18 protein-coding genes and 1 tRNA gene are annotated in these 20011 nt (G+C 74.0%); 11 read left to right on the top strand and 8 right to left on the bottom strand.

What is annotated here, in order from left to right:
- Nucleotide 1: 1 nt before the first annotated feature.
- Nucleotides 2-91, bottom strand: coding sequence for a K(+)-transporting ATPase subunit F (gene kdpF, locus SM793_RS32795; RefSeq protein WP_320441972.1), 90 nt, complete (start codon nucleotides 89-91; stop codon nucleotides 2-4).
- 378 nt (nucleotides 92-469) lie between these two features.
- Nucleotides 470-2464, bottom strand: coding sequence for an APC family permease (locus tag SM793_RS32790; RefSeq protein ID WP_320441980.1), 1995 nt, complete (start codon nucleotides 2462-2464; stop codon nucleotides 470-472).
- A 518-nt stretch (nucleotides 2465-2982) separates the two neighbouring features.
- Here SM793_RS32790 and SM793_RS32785 point away from each other — a divergent pair.
- Nucleotides 2983-3690 carry an HAD family hydrolase gene (locus tag SM793_RS32785; protein ID WP_320441971.1) on the top strand — a complete coding sequence of 236 codons (708 nt, stop codon included), beginning with the start codon at nucleotides 2983-2985 and terminating at the stop codon, nucleotides 3688-3690.
- A gap of 214 nt (nucleotides 3691-3904) precedes the next feature.
- On the opposite strand, the gene SM793_RS32780 is transcribed toward SM793_RS32785, so the two are convergent.
- A complete protein-coding gene (locus SM793_RS32780) occupies nucleotides 3905-4375 on the bottom strand; it encodes a hypothetical protein (RefSeq protein WP_320441970.1) in 471 nt (156 codons plus the stop codon).
- Between the two features lie 357 nt (nucleotides 4376-4732).
- On the opposite strand from SM793_RS32780, the gene SM793_RS32775 reads away from it, so the two are divergent.
- Nucleotides 4733-4873, top strand: coding sequence for a hypothetical protein (locus SM793_RS32775; protein WP_320441969.1), 141 nt, complete (start codon nucleotides 4733-4735; stop codon nucleotides 4871-4873).
- Nucleotides 4874-5038: 165 nt separating this feature from the next.
- Here the strand turns inward: SM793_RS32775 and SM793_RS32770 are convergent.
- Nucleotides 5039-5119, bottom strand: a tRNA-Tyr gene (locus SM793_RS32770).
- Nucleotides 5120-5335: 216 nt separating this feature from the next.
- Here SM793_RS32770 and SM793_RS32765 point away from each other — a divergent pair.
- Nucleotides 5336-5824 carry a YajQ family cyclic di-GMP-binding protein gene (locus SM793_RS32765; protein ID WP_030393881.1) on the top strand — a complete coding sequence of 163 codons (489 nt, stop codon included), beginning with the start codon at nucleotides 5336-5338 and terminating at the stop codon, nucleotides 5822-5824.
- Between the two features lie 169 nt (nucleotides 5825-5993).
- Here the strand turns inward: SM793_RS32765 and SM793_RS32760 are convergent, their stop codons facing one another.
- Nucleotides 5994-6515: a hypothetical protein gene (locus SM793_RS32760; protein WP_320441968.1), complete on the bottom strand. Its 522-nt coding sequence runs from the start codon at nucleotides 6513-6515 to the stop codon at nucleotides 5994-5996.
- Nucleotides 6516-7058: 543 nt separating this feature from the next.
- Between SM793_RS32760 and SM793_RS32755 the strand changes: the two genes are divergently transcribed.
- The 6 genes from SM793_RS32755 (at nucleotide 7059) to mug (ending at nucleotide 13589) form a co-directional block, all read left to right on the top strand.
- Nucleotides 7059-8507, top strand: a complete 1449-nt coding sequence (locus SM793_RS32755) for an APC family permease (RefSeq protein ID WP_320441979.1) — start codon at nucleotides 7059-7061, stop codon at nucleotides 8505-8507.
- Nucleotides 8504-8938 carry a hypothetical protein gene (locus SM793_RS32750; protein WP_320441967.1) on the top strand — a complete coding sequence of 145 codons (435 nt, stop codon included), beginning with the start codon at nucleotides 8504-8506 and terminating at the stop codon, nucleotides 8936-8938. Before SM793_RS32755 ends, SM793_RS32750 begins: the two co-directional genes overlap by 4 nt.
- A gap of 36 nt (nucleotides 8939-8974) precedes the next feature.
- Entirely contained in the window at nucleotides 8975-10327 is a 1353-nt protein-coding gene (locus tag SM793_RS32745) for a dipeptidase (protein ID WP_320441966.1), read from the top strand.
- A gap of 198 nt (nucleotides 10328-10525) precedes the next feature.
- Nucleotides 10526-11644, top strand: coding sequence for an aminopeptidase P family protein (locus SM793_RS32740; protein WP_320441965.1), 1119 nt, complete (start codon nucleotides 10526-10528; stop codon nucleotides 11642-11644).
- A 206-nt stretch (nucleotides 11645-11850) separates the two neighbouring features.
- Nucleotides 11851-12945, top strand: a complete 1095-nt coding sequence (locus tag SM793_RS32735) for a phosphatase PAP2 family protein (protein ID WP_320441964.1) — start codon at nucleotides 11851-11853, stop codon at nucleotides 12943-12945.
- Nucleotides 12942-13589: a G/U mismatch-specific DNA glycosylase gene (gene mug / locus SM793_RS32730; RefSeq protein WP_320441963.1), complete on the top strand. Its 648-nt coding sequence runs from the start codon at nucleotides 12942-12944 to the stop codon at nucleotides 13587-13589. The genes SM793_RS32735 and mug overlap by 4 nt, the downstream gene beginning before the upstream one ends.
- Before the next feature lie 76 nt (nucleotides 13590-13665).
- On the opposite strand, the gene SM793_RS32725 is transcribed toward mug, so the two are convergent.
- Both SM793_RS32725 and SM793_RS32720 read right to left on the bottom strand, forming a co-directional pair.
- Nucleotides 13666-14313 carry a response regulator transcription factor gene (locus SM793_RS32725; protein ID WP_320441962.1) on the bottom strand — a complete coding sequence of 216 codons (648 nt, stop codon included), beginning with the start codon at nucleotides 14311-14313 and terminating at the stop codon, nucleotides 13666-13668.
- The gene (locus SM793_RS32720) at nucleotides 14304-15638 is read right to left on the bottom strand and encodes a sensor histidine kinase (RefSeq protein ID WP_413816089.1); all 1335 of its coding nucleotides are present in this window, start codon (nucleotides 15636-15638) and stop codon (nucleotides 14304-14306) included. The genes SM793_RS32725 and SM793_RS32720 overlap by 10 nt, the downstream gene beginning before the upstream one ends.
- A gap of 227 nt (nucleotides 15639-15865) precedes the next feature.
- On the opposite strand from SM793_RS32720, the gene SM793_RS32715 reads away from it, so the two are divergent.
- Complete coding sequence (locus SM793_RS32715) at nucleotides 15866-17797, top strand: FtsX-like permease family protein (protein WP_320441961.1); 1932 nt, start codon at nucleotides 15866-15868, stop codon at nucleotides 17795-17797.
- Between the two features lie 64 nt (nucleotides 17798-17861).
- On the opposite strand, the gene SM793_RS32710 is transcribed toward SM793_RS32715, so the two are convergent.
- Nucleotides 17862-18776, bottom strand: coding sequence for a LysR family transcriptional regulator (locus tag SM793_RS32710; RefSeq protein WP_320441960.1), 915 nt, complete (start codon nucleotides 18774-18776; stop codon nucleotides 17862-17864).
- Nucleotides 18777-18942: 166 nt separating this feature from the next.
- Between SM793_RS32710 and SM793_RS32705 the strand changes: the two genes are divergently transcribed.
- Nucleotides 18943-19959 (top strand): NADP-dependent oxidoreductase, encoded by a 1017-nt coding sequence (locus SM793_RS32705; protein WP_320441959.1) that lies wholly within the window; start codon nucleotides 18943-18945, stop codon nucleotides 19957-19959.
- Nucleotides 19960-20011: the final 52 nt, after the last annotated feature.

The following is a 20011-nucleotide window of genomic DNA, read 5'->3' as shown; positions in this document are numbered from 1 at the left end:
GTCAGAACTTCTCCGGGTAGATCAGCGCGAGAATGAGGTAGCCGACGAGGGCCACGGCCACGACGAGACCTGCGGCGTTCTCGGCGCTCACAGCTTCTCCACCCCCCGCGCGATCAGGGTGATGACGCCGAACACGGCGACCGTGACGACGACGTAGATGAGATCGGACATGGACTCCACCACGGTGGTTCGGAGGTGGCCGCGGCCCGCGTACGTGTGCCGGCACGGCGCCGGCGGAGAGGCCGGCAAGGTCCAGCCAACCGTGCTCACGGAGCGTCAACGGCGTTCTTGACGCCCTCCATACGGCGCCCGTTCGATTGTTGACGGCCTCCATACGGGGCCTTGTCCGGGCCGTGACCAGGTGCGTAACCGGGTACGCGACCAGGCGCGTACCCGGGTAGGCGACGGAGTGCGGCGAGGCCCCGGGCAGCGGGTGCTGTCCGGGGCCTCGGGCTGCCGTGAGCCGCGCCTACGCGTGTTCGGGCGCCTCGACCTTCTCCCGCTCGCGCCGTACCGCCGGCTCACCGCGCCGGACCGCGCCCGGGGCCCGCCTCGAGGGCCGGTTCGCCCGGTTGGAGGAGGTCAGCTGCCACGGCACGCTGATCACCATCACCCCCGGGGTGAACAGCAGCCTGCTCTTCAGCCAGAACGCCGACTGGTTGTGCAGCAGGTGCTCCCACCAGTGCCCGACCACGTACTCCGGGATGAACACCGCCACCGCGTCCCGCGGGCTGGTCCGCCGGTAGTCCCGCACGTACTGGACCACCGGCTTGGTGATCTCCCGGTACGGCGAGTCCAGCGTCTTGAGCGGCACCGGCAGGGCCAGTTCCTCCCAGCGCCGCTCCAGTTCCCCGGTGGCGTCCGGCTCGACCGCGACCGTGAGCGCCTCCAGCGAGTCCGGCGCGAACGCCTGCGCGTAGCCGATCGCCCGCAGCGTGGGCTTGTGCACCTTGGAGACCAGCACGATGCCGTGCACCCGGGACGGCCGCGCCGACTCGGCCTCCGGGTCGTCCACCGCCAGTTCCTCGGCGACGCCGTCGTAGTGCCGGCGGATGCCGCGCATCATCACCCACAGCACCGCCGCCGCGACCACGGCCAGCCAGGCGCCCTGGGTGAACTTGGTCAGCAGCACGATGACCAGCACCAGCGCGGTGGTGACCGCGCCGAAGGAGTTGATCACCCGGGAGCGCTGGGCGGCGCCCCGCACCGCCGGGTCGGCCTCGGTGGCCAGGGCCCGGTTCCAGTGCTTCACCATGCCGATCTGCGACAGCGTGAAGGAGGTGAAGACGCCCAGGATGTAGAGGTGGATCAGGCTGGTGACGTCGGCGTCGTACAGCCAGAGCAGGCCGCCGGCCACCACCCCGAGCGCGATGATGCCGTTGGAGAAGGCCAGCCGGTCGCCGCGGGTGTGCATCTGCCGGGGCAGGTAGCGGTGCTCGGCCAGGATCGAGGCCAGCAGCGGGAAGCCGTTGAACGCCGTGTTCGCCGCCAGGATCAGCACCAGCGCGGTGACCGCCTGGATGGAGTAGAACAGGACACTGCCGTCCCCGCCGAGGATCGCCGCCGCCAACTGGGCGATCACGGTCTGCTGCGGCGCGGTCGCGCAGTCCCCCGGGAAGCCGGTGAGGTGGCAGGCGTCGTCGGCGATGTGGACCTTGGAGACCAGCGCCAGCGCGGTGATGCCGATGAACATCACCACGGCCGTGGTGCCCATCACGGCCATGGTGGCGGCGGCGTTCCTCGACTTCGGCGCCCGGAACGCCGGCACGCCGTTGGAGATCGCCTCCACGCCGGTCAGCGCCGTGCAACCGGAGGCGAAGGCGCGCAGGCCCAGCATCAGCAGCCCCAGCCCGGCCAGGGTGTCCTTGCCGTCCTCCGGCACGATCCCGTACGCGGCGCTGGCCGCCACCGGGGCATCGCCGAGCGCCACCCGGACCAGCCCGGTGACCACCATCAGCAGGATGCCGCCGATGAACAGGTAGGTCGGCGCGGCGAAGGCCTTGCCGGACTCCCGGACGCCGCGCAGGTTCACCGCCATCAGCAGGAAGACGAAGCCGACCGCCAGCTCCACCCGGTGGTCCGCCAACGAGGGCAGCGCCGAGATGATGTTGTCCACGCCGGAGGCCACCGAGACGGCGACCGTCATCACGTAGTCGACCAGCAGCGAGGCGGCCACCACCAGGCCCGAGTTGGCGCCCAGGTTGCGCGACACCACCTCGTAGGAACCGCCTCCGCTGGGGTAGGCGTGCACGACCTGGCGGTAGGACATCACCACGACCGCCATCAGCGCGACCACGCCGGCCGCGACCCACGGGGTCAGGTTGAGGAAGGCGGCGCCACCGACGGTGAGCACCAGCAGGATCTCCTGGGTCGCGTAGGCGACCGAGGAGAGCGGGTCGGAGGCGAAGATCGGCAGGGCCAGGCGCTTGGGGAGCAGCGTCTCGCCGAGCTCCTCGCTGCGCATGGCCCGGCCGATCACTAGACGCTTGAGCGCCTGGGGCACGTTGAACACATGGGCGAGCGTAAGGGCGCACACCGGGCGCGCAATGGGCCGTCGTGGCGTGCGCGGGACGCCCGACACTCCCGAGCGGCGGGGTGTTTCCGCAGGTAGGAGCCGCTATGGGCGGGGCGTGCCGGGCGGGGTGGAGGCATTTCGGGGGCTGCCGAAGGGGCCGTTAAGACATCGTCAAGATATGACGATCGACTCTCTTACATCCGGACATAAAGCCTAATTCGCCCCCCGCACTGCGCGTGGCGTGGGCTTGGGCGGGGTGGGCGGACCGCTGTCCCGGCGGACGCCGGCTGGGAAGACGATCAGCTGCGAGGGAGGACTCCCGGCGTGCTTCCGCACAGCCGGGACTGCTCTGCAGGCAAGCTGAAACGGTCCGACCCCACCCTGCCCCACCACTGTGCTGCCTGCCTAAGGTAATTGCAAGTCATTCGCAATAACTCGAACCCTCGACGATCCACTACTCTCCGCACATGACCACCCACTCCCCGCGATCGCCTCTGCTCCTGGTCGACCTGGACCACACCCTGGTCGAACGCGAGGGCGGCCCCGACGCCTGGACCCCGACCTTCTGCGCCACCCACGGCCTGCCCGCCGAGGCCGCCCCCACCGTCTTCACGCTCTTCCGCGCCGACCGCTCCCCCACCGGCTTCGCCCGGATCGCCGCCCGCTACGGCCTCCCGCACACCGGTGCCGACCTCTGGGAGGAGCACGTCGCCCACGAGGCCGCCCGCACCCACCCGCTCCCCGGCGTCCCCGAGGCCCTCGCCGCCCTGCGCGCGGCCGGCTGGCCCATCGCCGTCGTCACCAACGGCTGCACCGACATCCAGCGCGCCAAACTCGCCCGCACCGGCCTTCTTCCCGCCGTCGACGCCGTCGTCGTCTCCGAGGAGGCAGGCGCCCGCAAACCGGACCCCGCGGTCTTCCACCTCGCCGCCACCCGCCTCGGCCGCACCCTCACCCCCGCCGACTGGATGGTCGGCAACAACCCCGCCACCGACCTCCGCGGTGCCCACGCCACCGGCCTCCGCTCCATCTGGATCACCCCGACCCCACCCCCACCCCTCCCCCCGACCCACCCCGCCCCCACCCACACCGCCCCCGACACCCCCACCGCCGCCACCCTCCTCCTCACCACCCACCCGCAAACGCAGAACGGCCCCCGACTCACATCTCCGTGAATCGGGGGCCGTTCCCAATCCTGCGGCTGGCGCAGGGTTCGAACCTGCGCAGCTTGCGCGGCAGATTCACAGACCGCTGACCCGGCATGCTCTGACCGCCACCAGTCCGGATCATGGTCTCGACGGCCTCTCCCGGCCCCACTCCCCCAAGCGCCAGAAGAGCCAGTCCGGACAGGGATCTCCGCTGCCCGGACCAGCCCTTCTGTGTCCCCGATCACGCTCCACCAGCCGGGCTACCGACGCCGAGGTCGAGCCGAGCCTGCGAGTGGTAGGCGTTGAGCAACTCGACCAGAGCGGCGCCGTCGGGCACGTCGGCGCGCCCGCGGGCCGCGATCTCGGACTCCCACAACGCGACGTTCACCGCCTTCGCTGCCTCCACCGCGGCCGGGCTCGCCAGCAGCACGAGCGTCTCGAAGAGCGCCGACCGCTGGATCTCCGCTTGCTCCATCGTTGCCAGAAACTCCGCCCGCGCCGTCGACCCCGCCTCGGCATCGACGGCCCGCTTGGCCACCGCCGCGATCTCCTTCACGCAGGTCGCGTACTGCACGTAGGTGTCGAGCTTCCGCTCATCCCACCTCGTGTCCATCAGCCGGCGGTGCTTGACCCGCTCCGCCCACCCGGTGGCCACGAACGAGGTGAGCGCGCCCAGCAGAACCCCCACCAGCGTGACGATCTGAGTAATCACCACCCAGAACCTACCGACGTCACGCGCCCCGCAGAAGAGCGAGGCCCCCGCAGCGGACTCGCTGCGGGGGCTTGATGCACCGCGGGACTCAGAGCATCATCACGGAGTTATCGAGCGAGAACGATCGAACTTCCATGCTGGCTGGCCGCCCGGGCGACGCATCAAGAATTCCTGCGTCCTGGGGAAGTCGTCCACCTGCGCAGCGACGGCACAGCGCCGGACGGGCGGCTGTTCCGGACCTTCCGCGACGGCATGGTGCAGGAGGGCGGCTATGGAGTCGTTGGGTCGCTGCCCGGAGGAGTAGGCCGCGCCGCTGGCGAAGCGTCCCTATGACGGTCGGCATGCCGGGATCTCGCTGTGGCTCGCCTCCGGAGTGGCGCGCGCCGGGCCGGGCACGGCATCGCCGTCCTGCTCCGCGGCTACGCGGAGTGCATCCACGGTGACGAAGACCACGCCAGCCGGCTGATCACCGAACGCCTCCGGCGCCGGGCCGGCTGAGCCTGGTCCGCGCCTGGTCCGGAACTGCTGGTCAACGCCGGGATCCGGGCGGCGAGAGGTGGGACAAACCTCGCGAAACGGCCTTCCGGGCACTGCGGGCGTTCGACTGAACGAGAGAGGCCCCTGATCTGCGTTTCCGCAGATCAGGGGCCGTTCTTTATCCTGTGGCTGGTGCAGGGTTCGAACCTGCGTAGCTTGCGCGGCAGATTTACAGTCTGCTCCCTTTGGCCGCTCGGGCAACCAGCCAGGATGTCTGTCTCCCGGGGGCTTGCCCCGTTCGACTGGGTAAACCTTACCCGATGCCAGGGGGTGGTTCGCCACCCGGTTCCGCGGGGCCGGACGGCGGGGTGCGGCGCGGGCGTCCCGGGCGGGGGTGGGGGTCGGCTGGATAGGCTGGGACGGCGGACGCCCGGTGGGGTGGGCCGTGTCAGTGCAGCCAGAACATCAAGGAGACCAACACCCATGGCCGACTCCAGTTTCGACATCGTCTCGAAGGTCGAGTGGCAGGAGGTCGACAACGCGATCAACCAGACCTCCCGCGAGATCTCCACGCGCTTCGACTTCAAGAACGTCGGCGCCGAGATCAAGCGCTCCGGCGAGACGATCGAGATGAAGGCCAACGGCGAGGAGCGCGTCAAGGCGATCCTGGACGTGCTGCAGAGCAAGTTCATCAAGCGCGGCCTGTCGCTCAAGGCGCTGGACGCGAAGGAGCCGCAGCTGTCCGGCAAGGAGTACAAGATCTTCGCGGACGTGAAGGAGGGCATCTCCCAGGACGATGCCAAGAAGGTCGCGAAGATCATCCGGGACGAGGGCCCGAAGGGCGTCAAGGCCCAGGTCCAGGGCGACGAGCTCCGGGTGACCTCGAAGAGCCGTGACGACCTCCAGACCGTGCAGGCCCTGCTCAAGGGCAAGGACCTGGACTTCGCGCTCCAGTACGTGAACTACCGCTAGTCGCGGGCCGCCGCCGGTGCGGCGACCGGCCGAGGGCGTGGTGACCAGGCCGGCGACGTCACCACGCCCTCGGCGCGTTCCGGGGCCGGCGGGGCTGGGAGAACGGGGGAACGGGGCGGGAGGGATGGAGGACGCTGGATGGCCGGGCCGGCGTCCGGCCGGCCGGACGTCAGCCGCCGGAGGCCCAGGAGGCCGTGCTCCGGTGGGCGCCGAGCCCGACCGCGTCGAACTCGTCGCGGGCGCCGCCCTCCCCCACCTGGGCGCCGAGCCGCCGCAGGGCCCTGGAGATCGGGCTGCCCTCGGGCGGGAAGGGTTCGGACCCGCCGCTGGTGACGGGGCCGAGGTCGAGCCGGCCGTCCGCCCAGACGGCGGCGCGCTGGGTGCCGGTGCCGCCGAAGTAGTCGGCCTCGACGCAGGCGATCGGCGCGGCCTTGGACCAGGCGGCGAGCCGGCGTTCGAGACCGTCGGGGAACCAGTCGAACGGGACCGCGGTGACCGCGCGCGGCGCGGGCGGGGCCGCCGGAGCCGACGGATTCCCCTCGCCGCCGCGGAAGGCGGCCAGGAACTCGGGGGTAGCCGGTATCAGTGCCAGCCCCTGCGCGAGTGGCCGCGGGCGGGCGGCCGGAACCTCGGCGGCCGCCACCGCGACCAGCTCCGCCGGGCCGATCAGCGCCTGAAGTTCGTATGACATTCAGTCATCCTGAACCATGGCACCGACAGTCCGCCCGGGGTTTACGATTCCGTGCCCGGCCCGCCGTCGTTCCGGAAGCCGGAAGCCGGAAGCCGGAAGCCGGAAGCCGACGACCGGTTCCGGCGGCCGGCTCCGGAGCGAACGGCAGCGTGGCCCCGGAGCGGACGTCGGCACGGCCCCCATCGCCCTCCCTGATCAGCGCCCGCTCTGACCACCGCTCACCCGGGCGGACGCCCGCCGCATGCGGCCTCATCGCCAACCGGGTGAACTGGCCGGGTACGGCCCGCCCCGGGGCCACCCCCGGACCAGTGCTGTCGGGCCACCCCAGGAGGACCCATGAGTTCCATGGACATACCGTCGTCCGGCCGGGGCAGTCCCGGCGGAGGCGCACCCCCCGGCGGCGCCTCCGGCGGGGGAACGCCCGGAGGCACGCCCGGAGGCACGCCCGGCGGCGCACCCGGCGGCGCACCCGACGGCCCCTCGTCACGGACGACCCGCGAGCGCACCGGTGCGGTGGCCAACAGGATCGCCAACGCGCCCCGGATGTCCTGGCTGACGCTCGCCCTGATGACCACCAGTTCGGTGGCCAGTCTGCGCGCCGCGCCCACCATGGCGGTCTACGGCCTCGCCTGCGTCTTCCTCTACCTGCTCCCGGCCGTCGTCTTCCTGCTGCCGACCGCGATGGTCTCGGCCGAGCTGGCGTCCGGCTGGGAGGGCGGCGTCTACCGCTGGGTGTCGGAGGGCCTGTCCAAGCCCCTCGGCTTCCTGGCCGTCTGGTGCCAGTTCGCGATGACGATCTTCTACTACCCGTCCCTGCTCGCGTACGTGGCCTCGACCATCGCCTACGTCGTCAACCCCGCGCTGGCGAGCAACGGCCTGTACACCGCGATCGTGATCATGGTGCTCTACTGGTCCGGCGTCTGGGTGTCCTCCCGGGGCACCAAGGCGGTGGCCGGGCTCTCCTCGATGGGCCTGGTCATCGGGACGCTGATCCCCGGCACGCTGCTCGTCGTGCTCGGCATGGTCTTCCTCGGCCAGGGCAACCAGTCCGCCGCGCCGATGAACGCCTCGCACCTGTTCCCGCAGTGGACCGGCCTGGCCAGCCTGGTGCTGATCGTCAACAACTTCCTCAGCTACTCCGGCATGGAGATGAACGCGGTGCACGTCTCCTCGCTGCGCTCCCCCGCCAAGGAGTTCCCGCGCGCGATGTTCACCGCCTCGGGGATGGTGCTGGCGATCTTCATCCTCCCGGCGCTGGCGATCAGCTGGGTGGTGCCGTCCGCCGAGCTGAGCCTGACGGCCGGCGTGATGCAGGCCTTCGACGCCTTCTTCCAGTACTTCCACATCGGCTGGCTGACCCCGGTGATCGCGGTGGCGCTGGTCGCCGCCTCGCTCGGCGGCATGCTCACCTGGCTCGCCGGGCCCTCCAAGGGCCTGTTGCTGATCTCCCGCCAGGAGGGCTACCTCCCGCCGTTCCTGCAACGGCTCAACCGGGAGGGCGTCCAGCAGAACCTGCTGGTCACCCAGGGTGTGGTCACCACCGTCATCGCCCTGGCCTACGCGCTGATCCCGAACGTCTCCAGCGCCTACTGGGTCTTCTCGGTGATCACCACCCAGGTGTACCTGATCGTCTACCTGCTGATGTTCGCCGCGGCGATCCGGCTGCGCCGCACCCAGCCCGACCATCCGCGCGGCTACCACGCGCCGGCCCTGGTGCCGATCGCCGTCACCGGCCTGGTGGCCTCGGCGGCGGCGATGGCGATCGGCTTCGTGCCGTCCTCCCAGTTCGGCAGCGGCTCGGCCTGGTCGTACGTGCTGATCGTCGGCAGCGGCCTGGTGGTGCTGGGCCTGCTGATCCCCTACCTGTTCCTGCGGCTGCGCAAGCCGGAGTGGCGCTCGCCCGACGCGCAGGCCGAACTCGCCGCCCAGGAGGCCGCCGAACTCGGCGGGGCCGGGGCGGACGGTCCCCGCAAGGACGGAGGTGCGGCATGACCAGCATGATGGCCTCCCGGCACCGCTGGATCTACCTCGGCGCGATCGTCCTGCTGGTCGGCATGCTGGTCACCGGCCTGCTCACCTACAACCAGCTGCACCAGACCAACGAGGCCAACCGCAAGGCCGAGCAGCTGGGTTCGGCCCTGAGCGCGGCCGGGTACCCGGTGCCGACGCAGAACCAGATCGTGCACACCCTGGGCGAGGACGGCGGCGCCGTCTGCGAGGACCCGGCCGACGCGCTGAAGCAGGCGCAGTGGAACTACGGCATGTCCAACGGCGCGAGCGGTCCGGGCCAGCGCCCGGTGCTCTCCGACCGCGAGGTGGTCTTCGCCGAGTCGATCGTGCTCTCGGTGTACTGCCCGGACAAGCTCGCCGCCATCAAGGACAAGATCGCCGACCTCAAGCTCGACGACACCGTCCGCAACTGACGCCCCGCCCGGCCCACAGCTCCCGGAGGAGCCCCCATGACCGACGAACTCGCCCGCCGGATCGCCGACCTGATGCCACGCGCCAAGACCGACCTCGCCGAGCTGGTCGCCCTCCCCTCCGTCGCCGACCCGCGCCAGTACCCGGCCGAGAACTGCCGCCGGGCCGCGGAGTGGGTCGCCGCGGCCTTCGCCGAGGCCGGACTGCGCGACGTCCACCTGGAGGAGACCCCGGACGGCAGCCACGCCGTGGTCGGCCACCGCCCGCCGCCGCCCGGCGCGCCGACCGTCCTGCTCTACGCCCACTACGACGTCCAGCCCCCGCTCGACGACGCCGCCTGGACCTCCCCGCCGTTCGAACTCACCGAGCGCGACGGCCGCTGGTACGGGCGCGGCACCGCCGACTGCAAGGGCAACATCGTCATGCACCTCACCGCGCTGCGAGCCCTCGGCGACGACCTGCCGGTCGGCCTCAAGCTGGTCGTGGAGGGCTCGGAGGAGCAGGGCACCGGCGGCCTGGAGGCCTATGTGCCGCCGCACGCCGGCGAGTTGCACGCCGACGCGCTGCTGGTCTGCGACACCGGGAACGCCGCCGTCGGCATCCCCACCGCCACCACCTCGCTGCGCGGGCTGGTGAACGTGGTGGTCACCGTCTCCGCGCTCGGCGGCGACCTGCACTCCGGCATGTTCGGCGGCCCGGCCCCGGACGCGCTGGCCGCGCTGATCCGGGTGCTCGACTCGCTGCGCGAGGCCGACGGCGGCACCCGGATCGACGGGCTGGACTGCACCGGCACCTGGGTCGGGGCCGGCTACGACGAGCAGCGGTTCCGCGCCGACGCCGGCGTGCTGGAGGGGGTCCGGCTGACCGGTTCCGGCACCGTCGCCGACCGGTTGTGGGCCCGGCCCGCCGTCACCGTGCTCGGCATCGACTGCCCGCCGGTGGTGGGGTCCGCCGCCGCGATCCCGGCCACCGCCCGGGCCCGGGTCAGCCTGCGCGTCCCGCCCGGGACCGACCCGGGCGCGGCCCGGGACGCGCTCACCGCCCACCTGGAGGCCGCCGCGCCGTGGGGCGTGCGGATCGCGGTGGCCCCGGAGACCGCCGGTTCGCCGTTCCGCGCCGCCACCGGCGGGCCGGCGTACACGGCGCTCGACAAGGCGATGCAGGAGGTCTACGGGCGACCGATGTCCTTCCTCGGCCAGGGCGGCTCGATCCCGCTCTGCAACGTGTTCGCCCAGGCCTTCCCGGAGGCGGAGATCATCCTGATGGGCGTGGAGGAGCCGCGCTGCCTCATCCACGCGCCCAACGAGAGCGTCGATCCCACCGAGATCGAGCACATGGCCAACGTCGAGGCGCTCTTCCTCCGGCACTACGCCGACTCGCACCGCCCGTGACCGGCCGCCGCCCGTGCCCGCCCCGCCCCGCCCCGCCCCGCACCGCACCGCCGCCCATGACGACCCCGCACCGCCCGTGACGACCCGCGCCCGTGACGAACACGCACCACCCGTGCTGGAGTTGACGCGCAACCGGCCCGCCCGTCGACCGCCCGCACAGTCAGGAGACCCCGCATGCCCCTGCCAGGAGAGTCCCGCATGCCCCGCCCCTTCACCACCGAGGACTACCGCACCCGCCTCGACCGGGCCACCGCCGCCGCCACCGCCGCCGGACTCGCCGGACTGGTCGTCGCCCCCGGGCCCGACCTCGTCCACCTGACCGGCTACCGGCCGACCGCGGTCACCGAACGGCTCACCGCCCTCGTCCTCACCGCCGGACGCGAGCCCGTGCTGATCGTCCCCGCCCTGGAGCGCCCCGACGCCGAGCGGGCCGAGGGCGCCCCCGCCGTCCGGCTGCTCCACTGGACCGACGGCCAGGACCCGTACGCCGCCGCCGTCCCGCTGCTCGACCCGGCCGGGCGGTACGGCGTCTCCGACAACACCTGGGCGATGCACCTGCTCGGCCTGCAGTCCGCCCTCCCGGGCGCCGGCTGGACCTCGCTCACCGAGACCCTGCCGATGCTGCGCGCGGTGAAGGGCCCCGACGAACTGGAGCGCCTCGCCGCGGCCGGCGGCGCCGCCGACGCCGCCTACCGGGGCATCCTGGAGGTCGAGTTCGCCGGCCGCCGGGAGACCGACGTGGCCGCCGACCTCAGCGCGCTGCTGATCCAGTACGGGCACAGCCAGGTCGACTTCACCGTGGTCGGCTCCGGCCCCAACGGCGCCAACCCGCACCACGAGGCCGGTGACCGGGTCATCGGGGCCGGCGACACCGTCGTCCTGGACTTCGGCGGCCTCAAGGACGGCTACGGCTCCGACACCACCCGCACCGTGCACGTCGGCACCGACGTCCCGGACGAGGTGCGGAAGGTCCACGAGGTCGTCCGGCAGGCGCAGCAGACCGCGTTCGAGGCCGTCCGGCCCGGGGTCTCCTGCCAGGAGATCGACCGGATCGCCCGCCGGGTCATCACCGAGGCCGGGTACGGCGAGTACTTCATCCACCGCACCGGCCACGGCATCGGCATCACCACGCACGAGCCGCCGTACCTGGTCGAGGGCGAGCAGCAGCCGCTCGTCCCCGGCATGTGCTTCTCGATCGAGCCCGGGGTCTACCTGCCGGGCCGGTTCGGGGTCCGGATCGAGGACATCGTCACGGTCACCGAGCAGGGCGGCCGACGGTTCAACAACACCCCGCACGAGCTGGGCATCGTGTCCTGAGGCCGACGTGAAGTCGACCCGGGGCCGACGTGAGGTCGACCCGGGGTCGACTCGAGGCCGACGTGAGGCCGACCCGGGGCCGACCTGGGACCACCCGGTCGGCCGTCGCCGCACTGCACCAACCGGGGCAATTCTGAACTCTTCCTGAACGGACCGGACGTTCGCACCGAGAGTTCTCCAAGAATGCCTTGCTAGCTTCGACCGGCATGACCAGAATGCTCCGCCCGGCGCCGCCCACCCCGTCCGCGAGCGCCGGGCGGCTGCGTCCGGCCACCGGTTCCCGGAGCGGCCCGCGCACCGGCGCCGTCGCCCGCCTCCGGCTGCTGGCGTGGCCGCTCTACCTAGCCGCCCTGCTGTGGTACCTGCGCGCCTACGGCCTGCCGTACACCAATGACCTGGTCTTCCTGTGGCTGATCGGCGCGCTGCTGGCCGCCGGCGTGCACAGCGGGCACGGCCCGCGCGGGTTCCTGCTGGTGCTGCGCGACTGGGTCCCGGTGATGGCCGTCGTCTGGACGTACTCGCTGCTGCGGGGCTACGGCGCGCACACCCCCTGGGGCCCCTACCTGTGGCCGCAGCAGCGGGCCGACGAACTCATCGGTCTCGGGCAGACGCTGACGGTCCGGCTCCAGCACGGGCTCTACACACCAGGCTCGCCGCACTGGTACGACTACGCCGCGGTCACCGTCTACATGTCGCACTTCTTCGCGGTCTTCGTGGTGCTCGCGGTGCTCTGGCGCCGCCGCCACGACCGGTTCCGGCAGCTGCTCACCTGCTACCTGGCGCTGACCTTCGCCGGCTTCGCGACGTACATCCTCTACCCGGCGGTGCCGCCGTGGCTGGCCGCCCAGGAGGGACACCTGCCGGCCCTGACCCGGGTGGTCTCGGACGTGCTCGGCGGGAGCGGACTGCCCCGGGCCGCCTCGGTGTTCGAGAACGGCAGCCAGTTCGCCAACGACGTCGCGGCGATGCCCTCGCTGCACTCGGCGTACCCGGCGATGCTGCTGTTCTTCTTCTGGCCGACCGCCGCCCGGTGGCTGCGGGTGCTGCTGGTCGGCTACCCGCTCGCGATGACCTTCACCCTGGTGTACGGGGCGGAGCACTTCCTGGTGGACGTCTTCGTCGGCTGGGCGTACGCGGCGGCGGCGGTGTACGGCGTGCGGTGGCTGCGGGAGCGGCGGCGGACCAGGTCGCTGGCGGCGAGCGGGCCTGCTCCGGCTCCCGACCTGGCGGTGGCTCCGGATGGAGCGCAGGCGGGGGCGGGCGCCCGGGCGACGGTCCCCACCGGCAGACTGGACCCGTGACCGAGAAGCCGACCAGGCCCCCCGCTCCGGGCGCGGTGCCCAAGCCGACCGCCGAGCAGCTGCTCGCCGCCCGCGGGACCACGATCGAGGACATCACCGCCCCCGGTCTGCGCGTCCTGTTCTGCGGCATCAACCCCGGGCTGTGGTCCGGCGCCACCGGCCACCACTTCGCCCGGCCGGGCAACCGCTTCTGGCCCGCGCTGCACCGCTCCGGGTTCACGCCCCGGCAGTTCCGCCCGGACGAGCAGCGGCAGTTGCTCGACCTTGGCCTCGGCATCACCAACGTCGCCCCGCGCGCCACCGCCAAGGCCGACGAGCTGACCGCCGAGGAACTGCGCGCGGGCGGCGCGGCGCTCGCCGAGCGGGTACTGCGGCTGCGTCCGCGCGCCCTGGCCGTCCTCGGCATCGGCGCCTACCGCACCGCCTTCGGCCGGCGGACGGCGTCGATCGGACGGCAGGAGCAGGGCATCGGCGACACCGCCGTCTGGGTGCTCCCCAATCCCAGCGGGCTCAACGCCCACTACACCCTGGACGCGCTGGCGGCGGAGTTCGCCGGGCTCCGCGCGGCGCTGGACCGCGCGGAGCCGGGTCCGACGGCGCCGGAGCACGCCGAGCCGGCCGACCCGGCGGCCGGCCGCGCCTGAGCCCCGGACCGCGCGTGAGCCTCGGACCGCGTCAGAGCCCCGGACCGCGTCAGAGCCTGGGGCCGCGCCCGGCCCGTCAGGCGCGCAGGAACTCCAGCACGGCCAGCACCCGGCGGTGCGTCTCCTCCGCCGGGGGCAGGTCCAGCTTCATCAGGATGTTGCCGATGTGCTTGCCCACCGCCGCCTCCGACACCACCAGCGCCCGGCAGATCGCCGCGTTCGACCGGCCCTCCGCCATCAGCGCCAGCACCTCCCGCTCACGCGGGGTCAGCCGCTCCAACGGGTCCCGGCGGCGGCGCAGCAGCTGCCGGACCACCTCCGGATCGACCACCGTCCCACCCGCCGCCACCTCGGTCACCGCGGCCACGAACTCCTCGATCTGGCCGATCCGGTCCTTCAGCAGATAGCCGACGCCGGACCCGTCCCCGGAGTCCAGCAGCTCCGTCGCGTACGAGCGCTGTACGTACTGGCTGACCACCAGGACCGGCTGGCCCGGGCGCCGCTCGCGCAGGGCGACGGCCGCGCGCAACCCCTCGTCGCTCTGCCCCGGCGGCATCCGGACGTCGGTGACGACGAGGTCCGGCTCGTGTTCCTCGACCGCCGCACGCAGCGCCCCGGCGTCGCCGACGGCGGCCACCACCCGGTGCCCGAACCGGGCCAGCAGGCCGACCATCCCCTCCCGGAGCAGGACTCCGTCCTCCGCGAGCACGATCCTCAGGTCCATCGGGCCGGTTCCCCTCCGTCGGCCGGGGTGCAGGGGATCTCCACCCGCACCAGAGTGGGTCCGCCGGGCGGACTGCTCACCGTCAGTGTGCCGTCCACGACCGCGACCCGGTCGGCCAGCCCGGTCAGTCCGGTGCCCCGGTCGGGGTCGGCGCCGCCGCGGCCGTCGTCGGCCACCTCGATGGTCAGCCGCCCGTCCGCGTACCGGCCCTCGACGCTCGCCGTGCCCGCGCCACTGTGCTTGGCGACATTGGCGAGGGCCTCGGTGACGGCGAACCAGCCGGCCGACTCGACCGGCGCGGGGAACCGGCCGGGCAGCGCGAAGCGGGTGCTGACCGGCACCGGCGAGCGGTCGGCGACGTCCGCGCAGGCTTCCGGCAGACCCCGGTCGGTGAGCACCCGGGGGTGGATGCCGTTGATCAGCTCCCGCAGTTCGGCGAGCACCTCGCCGGCCTCCCGGTGCGCCTCGGTGAGCCGGGAGGCCAGCGGGCCGTCCGGCGGGGCGTCCAGACGGGCGAGGCCCAGCGTCATCCGCAGGGCCACCAGGCGCTGCTGGGCGCCGTCGTGCAGGTCCCGTTCGATCCGGCGCCGCTCCGCCTCGAAGGCGTCCACCAGCCGGGCGCGGGAGCGGACGAGCTCACCGATCCGCCGCTCCTCCCGGCCGGGGCCGAGCAGCCGCCGGACCAGTCCCGCCCGGGCGGCCGCCACCAGCGCCAGCGGGGGGCCGAGGAGCGGCAGCAGGGCGAGACCGGCCAGTCCGCACAGGCCCGCCGTGCCGAGCGAGTGGACCTCCCAGAGTTTCAGCACCTTCACCTGCTCGCCGTCGAGCAGCAGCAGCGGCGCGGCGGCCAGCAGGCAGCCGGGGACGGCGAGGGCGCCACCGACCACCGCCAGGTCGACCGGCCACAGCACGAAGGCGGAGAGCAGGGTGAAACCCAGCTCCCGCCAGGTCGCCCGTTCCCGGTAGCGCAGCCGCAGCCAGGCCGCCAGGCCCGGACGGTCGGGGACGCGGTGCGGGTCCGGCACCCGGCCGCCGTCCAGGAACCGGGCGAGCCGGCGCTCCCAGGCCGCGACCGGCAGGCCGACCAGGGCGAGTGCCGCCGGCAACGGCAGGCCGACCAGCAGCGCCGCCAGCACGCCACCGACCGCCGCCGAGACCAGCAGCCCGGCGCAGAGCAGCAGCCCGGTCAGCCCGGTCGCCAGCAGGTACCCGGCCGCGCGCCACGGCGCCACCGCCCGCCGGCGCGCCCACTCCCACCGGTGCGCCCACTCCGGCCGCCGCTCCGGCCGCCGCTCCGCCGACCGCAGGAACCCCGGTCGCAGCACCGGTTCCCACCACCCGCCGCCCATCGAACCCCTCCCCCGCCCCGGCCGTCGCGCCCACCCTAGGGTTCCGGCCCGACGGCCGTCGGTAGGGCCAGGGCCACCTTCCGCGCGGGAGCCGACGGGACCGGCTCCCCGCCCGCCTCCTCCGGGGGTAGGGCGGGCCCCACCTCCGGGAGTGGGCCTGGCCCTGCTGCCCCGCCCCGCCCCGCGGCGGTTCGCTGGACACCATGAGAATGCTGCGGATCGCGCTCAAGTCCCTTCGGGCCCGCCGGGTGTCACTGCTCGGCGCCTTCCTCGCGCTCGCCCTCGGCGTCGCGACGACCGCCGCGATGCTGCTCGGCCTCGCCGCCGCGACGGACCCCGCTCGCGCGACGGACCCCGCCCGCCCGACGGACCCCGCCGGCGGGGACGACCTGACCGCGGCGGTCGCGACACTGGGCACCGCCGCCGGGGTGAGCGCGTTCGTCTCGGCGTTCGTCGTCGCCTCCACCTACTCCTTCGCCGTGGCCCAGCGCCGCCGCGAACTCGGTCTGCTCCGCCTCGCCGGCGCCACCCGCCCGCAGGTCCGCCGCACCGTGCTCACCGAGGCGCTGCTGCTCGGCGCCGCCGCCTCCGCCACCGGCTGTCTGCTCGGCCGGCTCGCCGCTCCCGCGCTGCTCCGGTGGCTGTCCGGGGCCGGCCTGGTCCCGCCCGGCCTCGTCCTCGGCCCCGCCGGGTGGCCACTGCCCACCGCGTTCGGCACCGGGCTGCTGGTCGCCCTCGCCGGCGTCCACGCGGCCGCCCGCCGGGCCGGCCGGACCGGACCGCTGGACGCCCTGCGCGCGGCCGACCTCGACACCGGCGTCCTGACCACCGGACGGCTCCTCACCGGCCTCGGCCTGCTGCTCACCGCCGCCGCCCTGACCGGCGCCGCGCTCGCCACCGACCCCGCCGACCTGCTGCACCGCAAGACCTGGACCACCCAGCCGATGTGGCTGATCGCCTCGGCCGGCCTGCTCTCCCCGCTGCTCGCCCCGCCGCTGGTCCGGGTGCTCGGCCGCGCCCTCCCCGCCCGCCTCACCGGGTACGCCGGACGCCTGGTGCGCGCCAACGCCGCCGCCGCGCTCCGCCGGACGGGCGCGGTGGCCGCCCCCGTGCTGGTCGCGGTGGCGCTGACCGGTTCGCTGGCGGGCGCGCTGGACACGGTGGGCGCCGCCCGGTCCGCCGAGCAACGCGCCCGCACCGGCGCCGACCTGGTCGTCGTGCCGGCCGCCGGTCCCGTCGGCCCGCTGCTCGGGGCGCTGCGCGCCGTCCCCGGTGTGGCCGCGCTCTCCGCCACCGGCCCGACCGCCCTCTCCGTCGTCGAACCGGACGGCGTGGCCGTCCGCTCCGAGGCCCGGGCGGTCACCGATCCGGCCGGGCTCGCGGCGCTGTCCCGGCTGCCCCTGCTGGCCGGCTCGGCGGCCGCACTCGACGACGACTCCCTCGTCCTGCCCGCCGAGTGGGGGCACACCACGGTCGGCGAGCCGGTCCCGGTGGTCCGCGCCGACGGCAGCCGGACGACGCTGCGGGTGGCCGCCGTGCTGCGCGACGGGCTCGCCGACAACGGCCTGTACGTGACCGCCGCCAACGCCCCGGGCACCCGCACCGACCGCGTCGACCTGCGCCTCTCGACCCTGCGGGCGGCGGCGGCGGCCGACGTCCGCGCCGCCGCCCGGCCGTACGACGCCACCGTGTTCACCCGAGAGGAGTGGCTCGCCGCATCGGCCCCCGACCGCCGCACCACCCGGCAGCGGCTCCTGTTCCTCCTCGTCCCGGTCGTCGGCTACACCGGCATCGCGCTCGCCAACACCCTGCTGATGGCCACCGCCGACCGCCGCCGCGAGCTGGCCCTGCTCCGGCTGGCCGGCGCGTCCCGGGCCCAGGTGGTGCGGCTGGTGACGGCCGAGGCGGTGCTGGTGGCAGCGGTCGGCGCCGTCCTCGGCGGCGTGCTCACCGCCGTCCAACTCGGCTCCCTGCGAGCCGCGATCGCCGTGCTCGGGGTCCCCGCCCCGTTCGTGCTCCCGTGGCGGCCGGTCGGCGCGGTGGCGGTCGGCGCGCTGCTGCTCGCCGCCGTCTGCGCCGCCCCGGCGGCGGTGTGGGCGCTGCGACGCGGGTCGGTCGACGCCGCGGCCCGCTGAGCCGCCTGCTGAGTCTTGTCCGCTGGGCCTTGTCCGCCGCGTCGGGTCGCCGTCGGAGGCAGCCTCAGGCCGCCGCCAGCCCCTCGGGCAGCGCCCGGCCGCGCAGCTCCCGCAGCTCCCGGACCAGCGCCCGCACCGCCGCCGTGCCCGCGAGCTCCGGCGTCGTCACATACCCGACGTACCGGCTCGGCGGGTTCGGGCCGAGGCCGGTGACGGCCAGCCCGGGCGGGGCGCCGAGCAGGGCGGTCCGGGGCATGATCGCCATCCCCAGGCCCTGGGAGACCAGGGAGACGGCCACCGTGTCGTCCTCGACGTCGATGGTCGAGGGCGGGATCCAGTCCTGCCGGTCCCACCAGTCCCGGGTGTAGGAGCCGCAGTTCTCGTCCCAGTCGATCAGTGGGAGCCCGCGCGGCGCCGGATGCCCGGCCGGGTGCGCGAGCGCGTAGGTCTCCTCGAACAGCCGGGCCGCGACCAGGCCGGGGACGGGCGGCGGCGCGGCGGGGTCGAGGGTCGCGAGGCCGAGGTCGGCCCGGCCGTCCGCGACCTCCCCGGCGGTGCCCCGGCCGATCTCGCGGACGATCCGCACCCGTGGCGTCAGCCCCGGGTGGCGGGCGGTCAGCCGGGCCAGGACCGGCGGCAGCAGATGGGCGGCGACGCTGCGGAAGGCGGCGATCCGCAGCGTCCCGGTGACCTCCCCGGCCTGGTCGCCCGCACCGGTCGCCCGCACCTCCGGGCCCATCACCGCCAGCAGCCGCAGGATCCGCCGGGCGTAGGCGACCGCCCGCTCCCCGGCCTCGGTCGGGCGCGCGCCGTGGCGCCCGCGCTCGAACAGCACCGTGCCGAGCTTCCGTTCGCAGGCGCGCACGGCGTGCGAGACGGCGGACTGGCTGCTCTCCAGGCGCGCGGCGGCGGCCGTGAAGCCCTGTTCCTCGGCCACGGCCACCAGGACGCGCAGTTCGTGCGGGGCGAGATCGGTCATACGGGCGACGCTACCGGATCCATCGATTCCATTCATGGAACCGGCCCATCCATCGACGGCGGCCCCTGCCCGCCCGCCCGCGGACTCCCTACCGTGATCATCACCGCGCCGCACCAACCCGCACCGCCCCGTTCGCACCGCCTCGTTCGCACCCCCTGGAGCCCCCGTGTCCCGCCCCACCGCCCGCGTCGTCCACCTCGTCTCCCGCCCGACCGGCGAGCCCACCGCCGACAACTTCGCCTTCCTCGACGAGACCGTCCCACCGCTGGCCACCGGCGAGGCCCTGGTCGAGAACATCCACCAGTCCGTCGACCCGTACATGCGCGAGGAGATGGACGAGACCGGCGGCTGGCGGCCGCACGCCCCGCTGGAGGGCCGCACCCTGGGCCGCGTGGTCGAGTCCCGGACGCCCGCACTGCCCGTCGGCACCCTCGTCCACCACCGCCGGGCCTGGCGCACCCTCTCCGTGGTCACCCCGGACGAGGCCACCGTCCTGCCGGACTTCGCGGGCGTCCCGCTCAGCGCCCACCTCGGCATCCTCGGCGGCACCGGGCTGTCCGCCTGGGTCGGCCTGACCCGGATCGCCCGACTGCGGCCCGAGGAGACGCTCTTCGTCTCGGCGGCCGCGGGCGGCGTCGGCACCGCGGCCGGCCGGATCGCCCGACTGCTCGGCGCCGGCCGGATCGTCGGCAGCGCGGGCTCCGCCGCCAAGGTCCGCCACCTCACCGAGCACCTCGGCTTCGACGCCGCCTTCGACTACCACGAGGCGCCGATCGCCGACCGGCTGCGCGAAGCCGCCCCGGACGGCCTGCACGTCTACCTCGACAACGTCGGCGGCGACCACCTGGAGGCCGCCATCGGCGCCCTGCGCGACCACGGCCGGATCGCCTGGTGCGGGGCGGTCGCCCAGTACAACAGCCTCCAGGCGCCGCCGCCCGCGCCGCGCAACCTCTTCGACGTGGTCGGCAAGAGCCTGCGGCTGGAGGGCTTCCTGGTCCGGAACCACCTCGACGCCCGCCCCGAGCTGTACGACTTCCTCGTCCCGCACCTGCGCTCCGGCGCCGTCCGCTCGGACGAGACGATCGTCCGGGGCTTCGAGCACGTCGTCGACGCCTTCCTCGGCATGCTCAAGGGCGCCAACACCGGCAAGATGATCGTCCAGCTCACCGACGAGCCGCGCTAGGGTCCGTCTTCAAACCCCCGTCGTCCGCCCGAAGGGCGGGCCGTGCGGCGCT

Source organism: Kitasatospora purpeofusca, from assembly GCF_034043715.1.
GTDB classification, from domain to species: Bacteria; Actinomycetota; Actinomycetes; order Streptomycetales; family Streptomycetaceae; genus Kitasatospora; species Kitasatospora purpeofusca_A.
Note: the sequence above shows the minus strand (reverse complement) of the source record. Positions and strands in the feature narration are given on the sequence as shown.

Coding starts and splice junctions, on each gene's coding strand:
- SM793_RS32790 (WP_320441980.1), bottom strand. CDS start 2,464: ATGCGCAGCGAGGAGCTCGGCGAGACGCTGCTCCCCAAGCGCCTGGCC.
- SM793_RS32785 (WP_320441971.1), top strand. CDS start 2,983: ATGACCACCCACTCCCCGCGATCGCCTCTGCTCCTGGTCGACCTGGAC.
- SM793_RS32765 (WP_030393881.1), top strand. CDS start 5,336: ATGGCCGACTCCAGTTTCGACATCGTCTCGAAGGTCGAGTGGCAGGAG.
- SM793_RS32760 (WP_320441968.1), bottom strand. CDS start 6,515: ATGTCATACGAACTTCAGGCGCTGATCGGCCCGGCGGAGCTGGTCGCG.
- SM793_RS32755 (WP_320441979.1), top strand. CDS start 7,059: ATGTCCTGGCTGACGCTCGCCCTGATGACCACCAGTTCGGTGGCCAGT.
- SM793_RS32750 (WP_320441967.1), top strand. CDS start 8,504: ATGACCAGCATGATGGCCTCCCGGCACCGCTGGATCTACCTCGGCGCG.
- SM793_RS32745 (WP_320441966.1), top strand. CDS start 8,975: ATGACCGACGAACTCGCCCGCCGGATCGCCGACCTGATGCCACGCGCC.
- SM793_RS32740 (WP_320441965.1), top strand. CDS start 10,526: ATGCCCCGCCCCTTCACCACCGAGGACTACCGCACCCGCCTCGACCGG.
- SM793_RS32735 (WP_320441964.1), top strand. CDS start 11,851: ATGACCAGAATGCTCCGCCCGGCGCCGCCCACCCCGTCCGCGAGCGCC.
- SM793_RS32725 (WP_320441962.1), bottom strand. CDS start 14,313: ATGGACCTGAGGATCGTGCTCGCGGAGGACGGAGTCCTGCTCCGGGAG.
- SM793_RS32715 (WP_320441961.1), top strand. CDS start 15,866: ATGAGAATGCTGCGGATCGCGCTCAAGTCCCTTCGGGCCCGCCGGGTG.
- SM793_RS32710 (WP_320441960.1), bottom strand. CDS start 18,776: ATGACCGATCTCGCCCCGCACGAACTGCGCGTCCTGGTGGCCGTGGCC.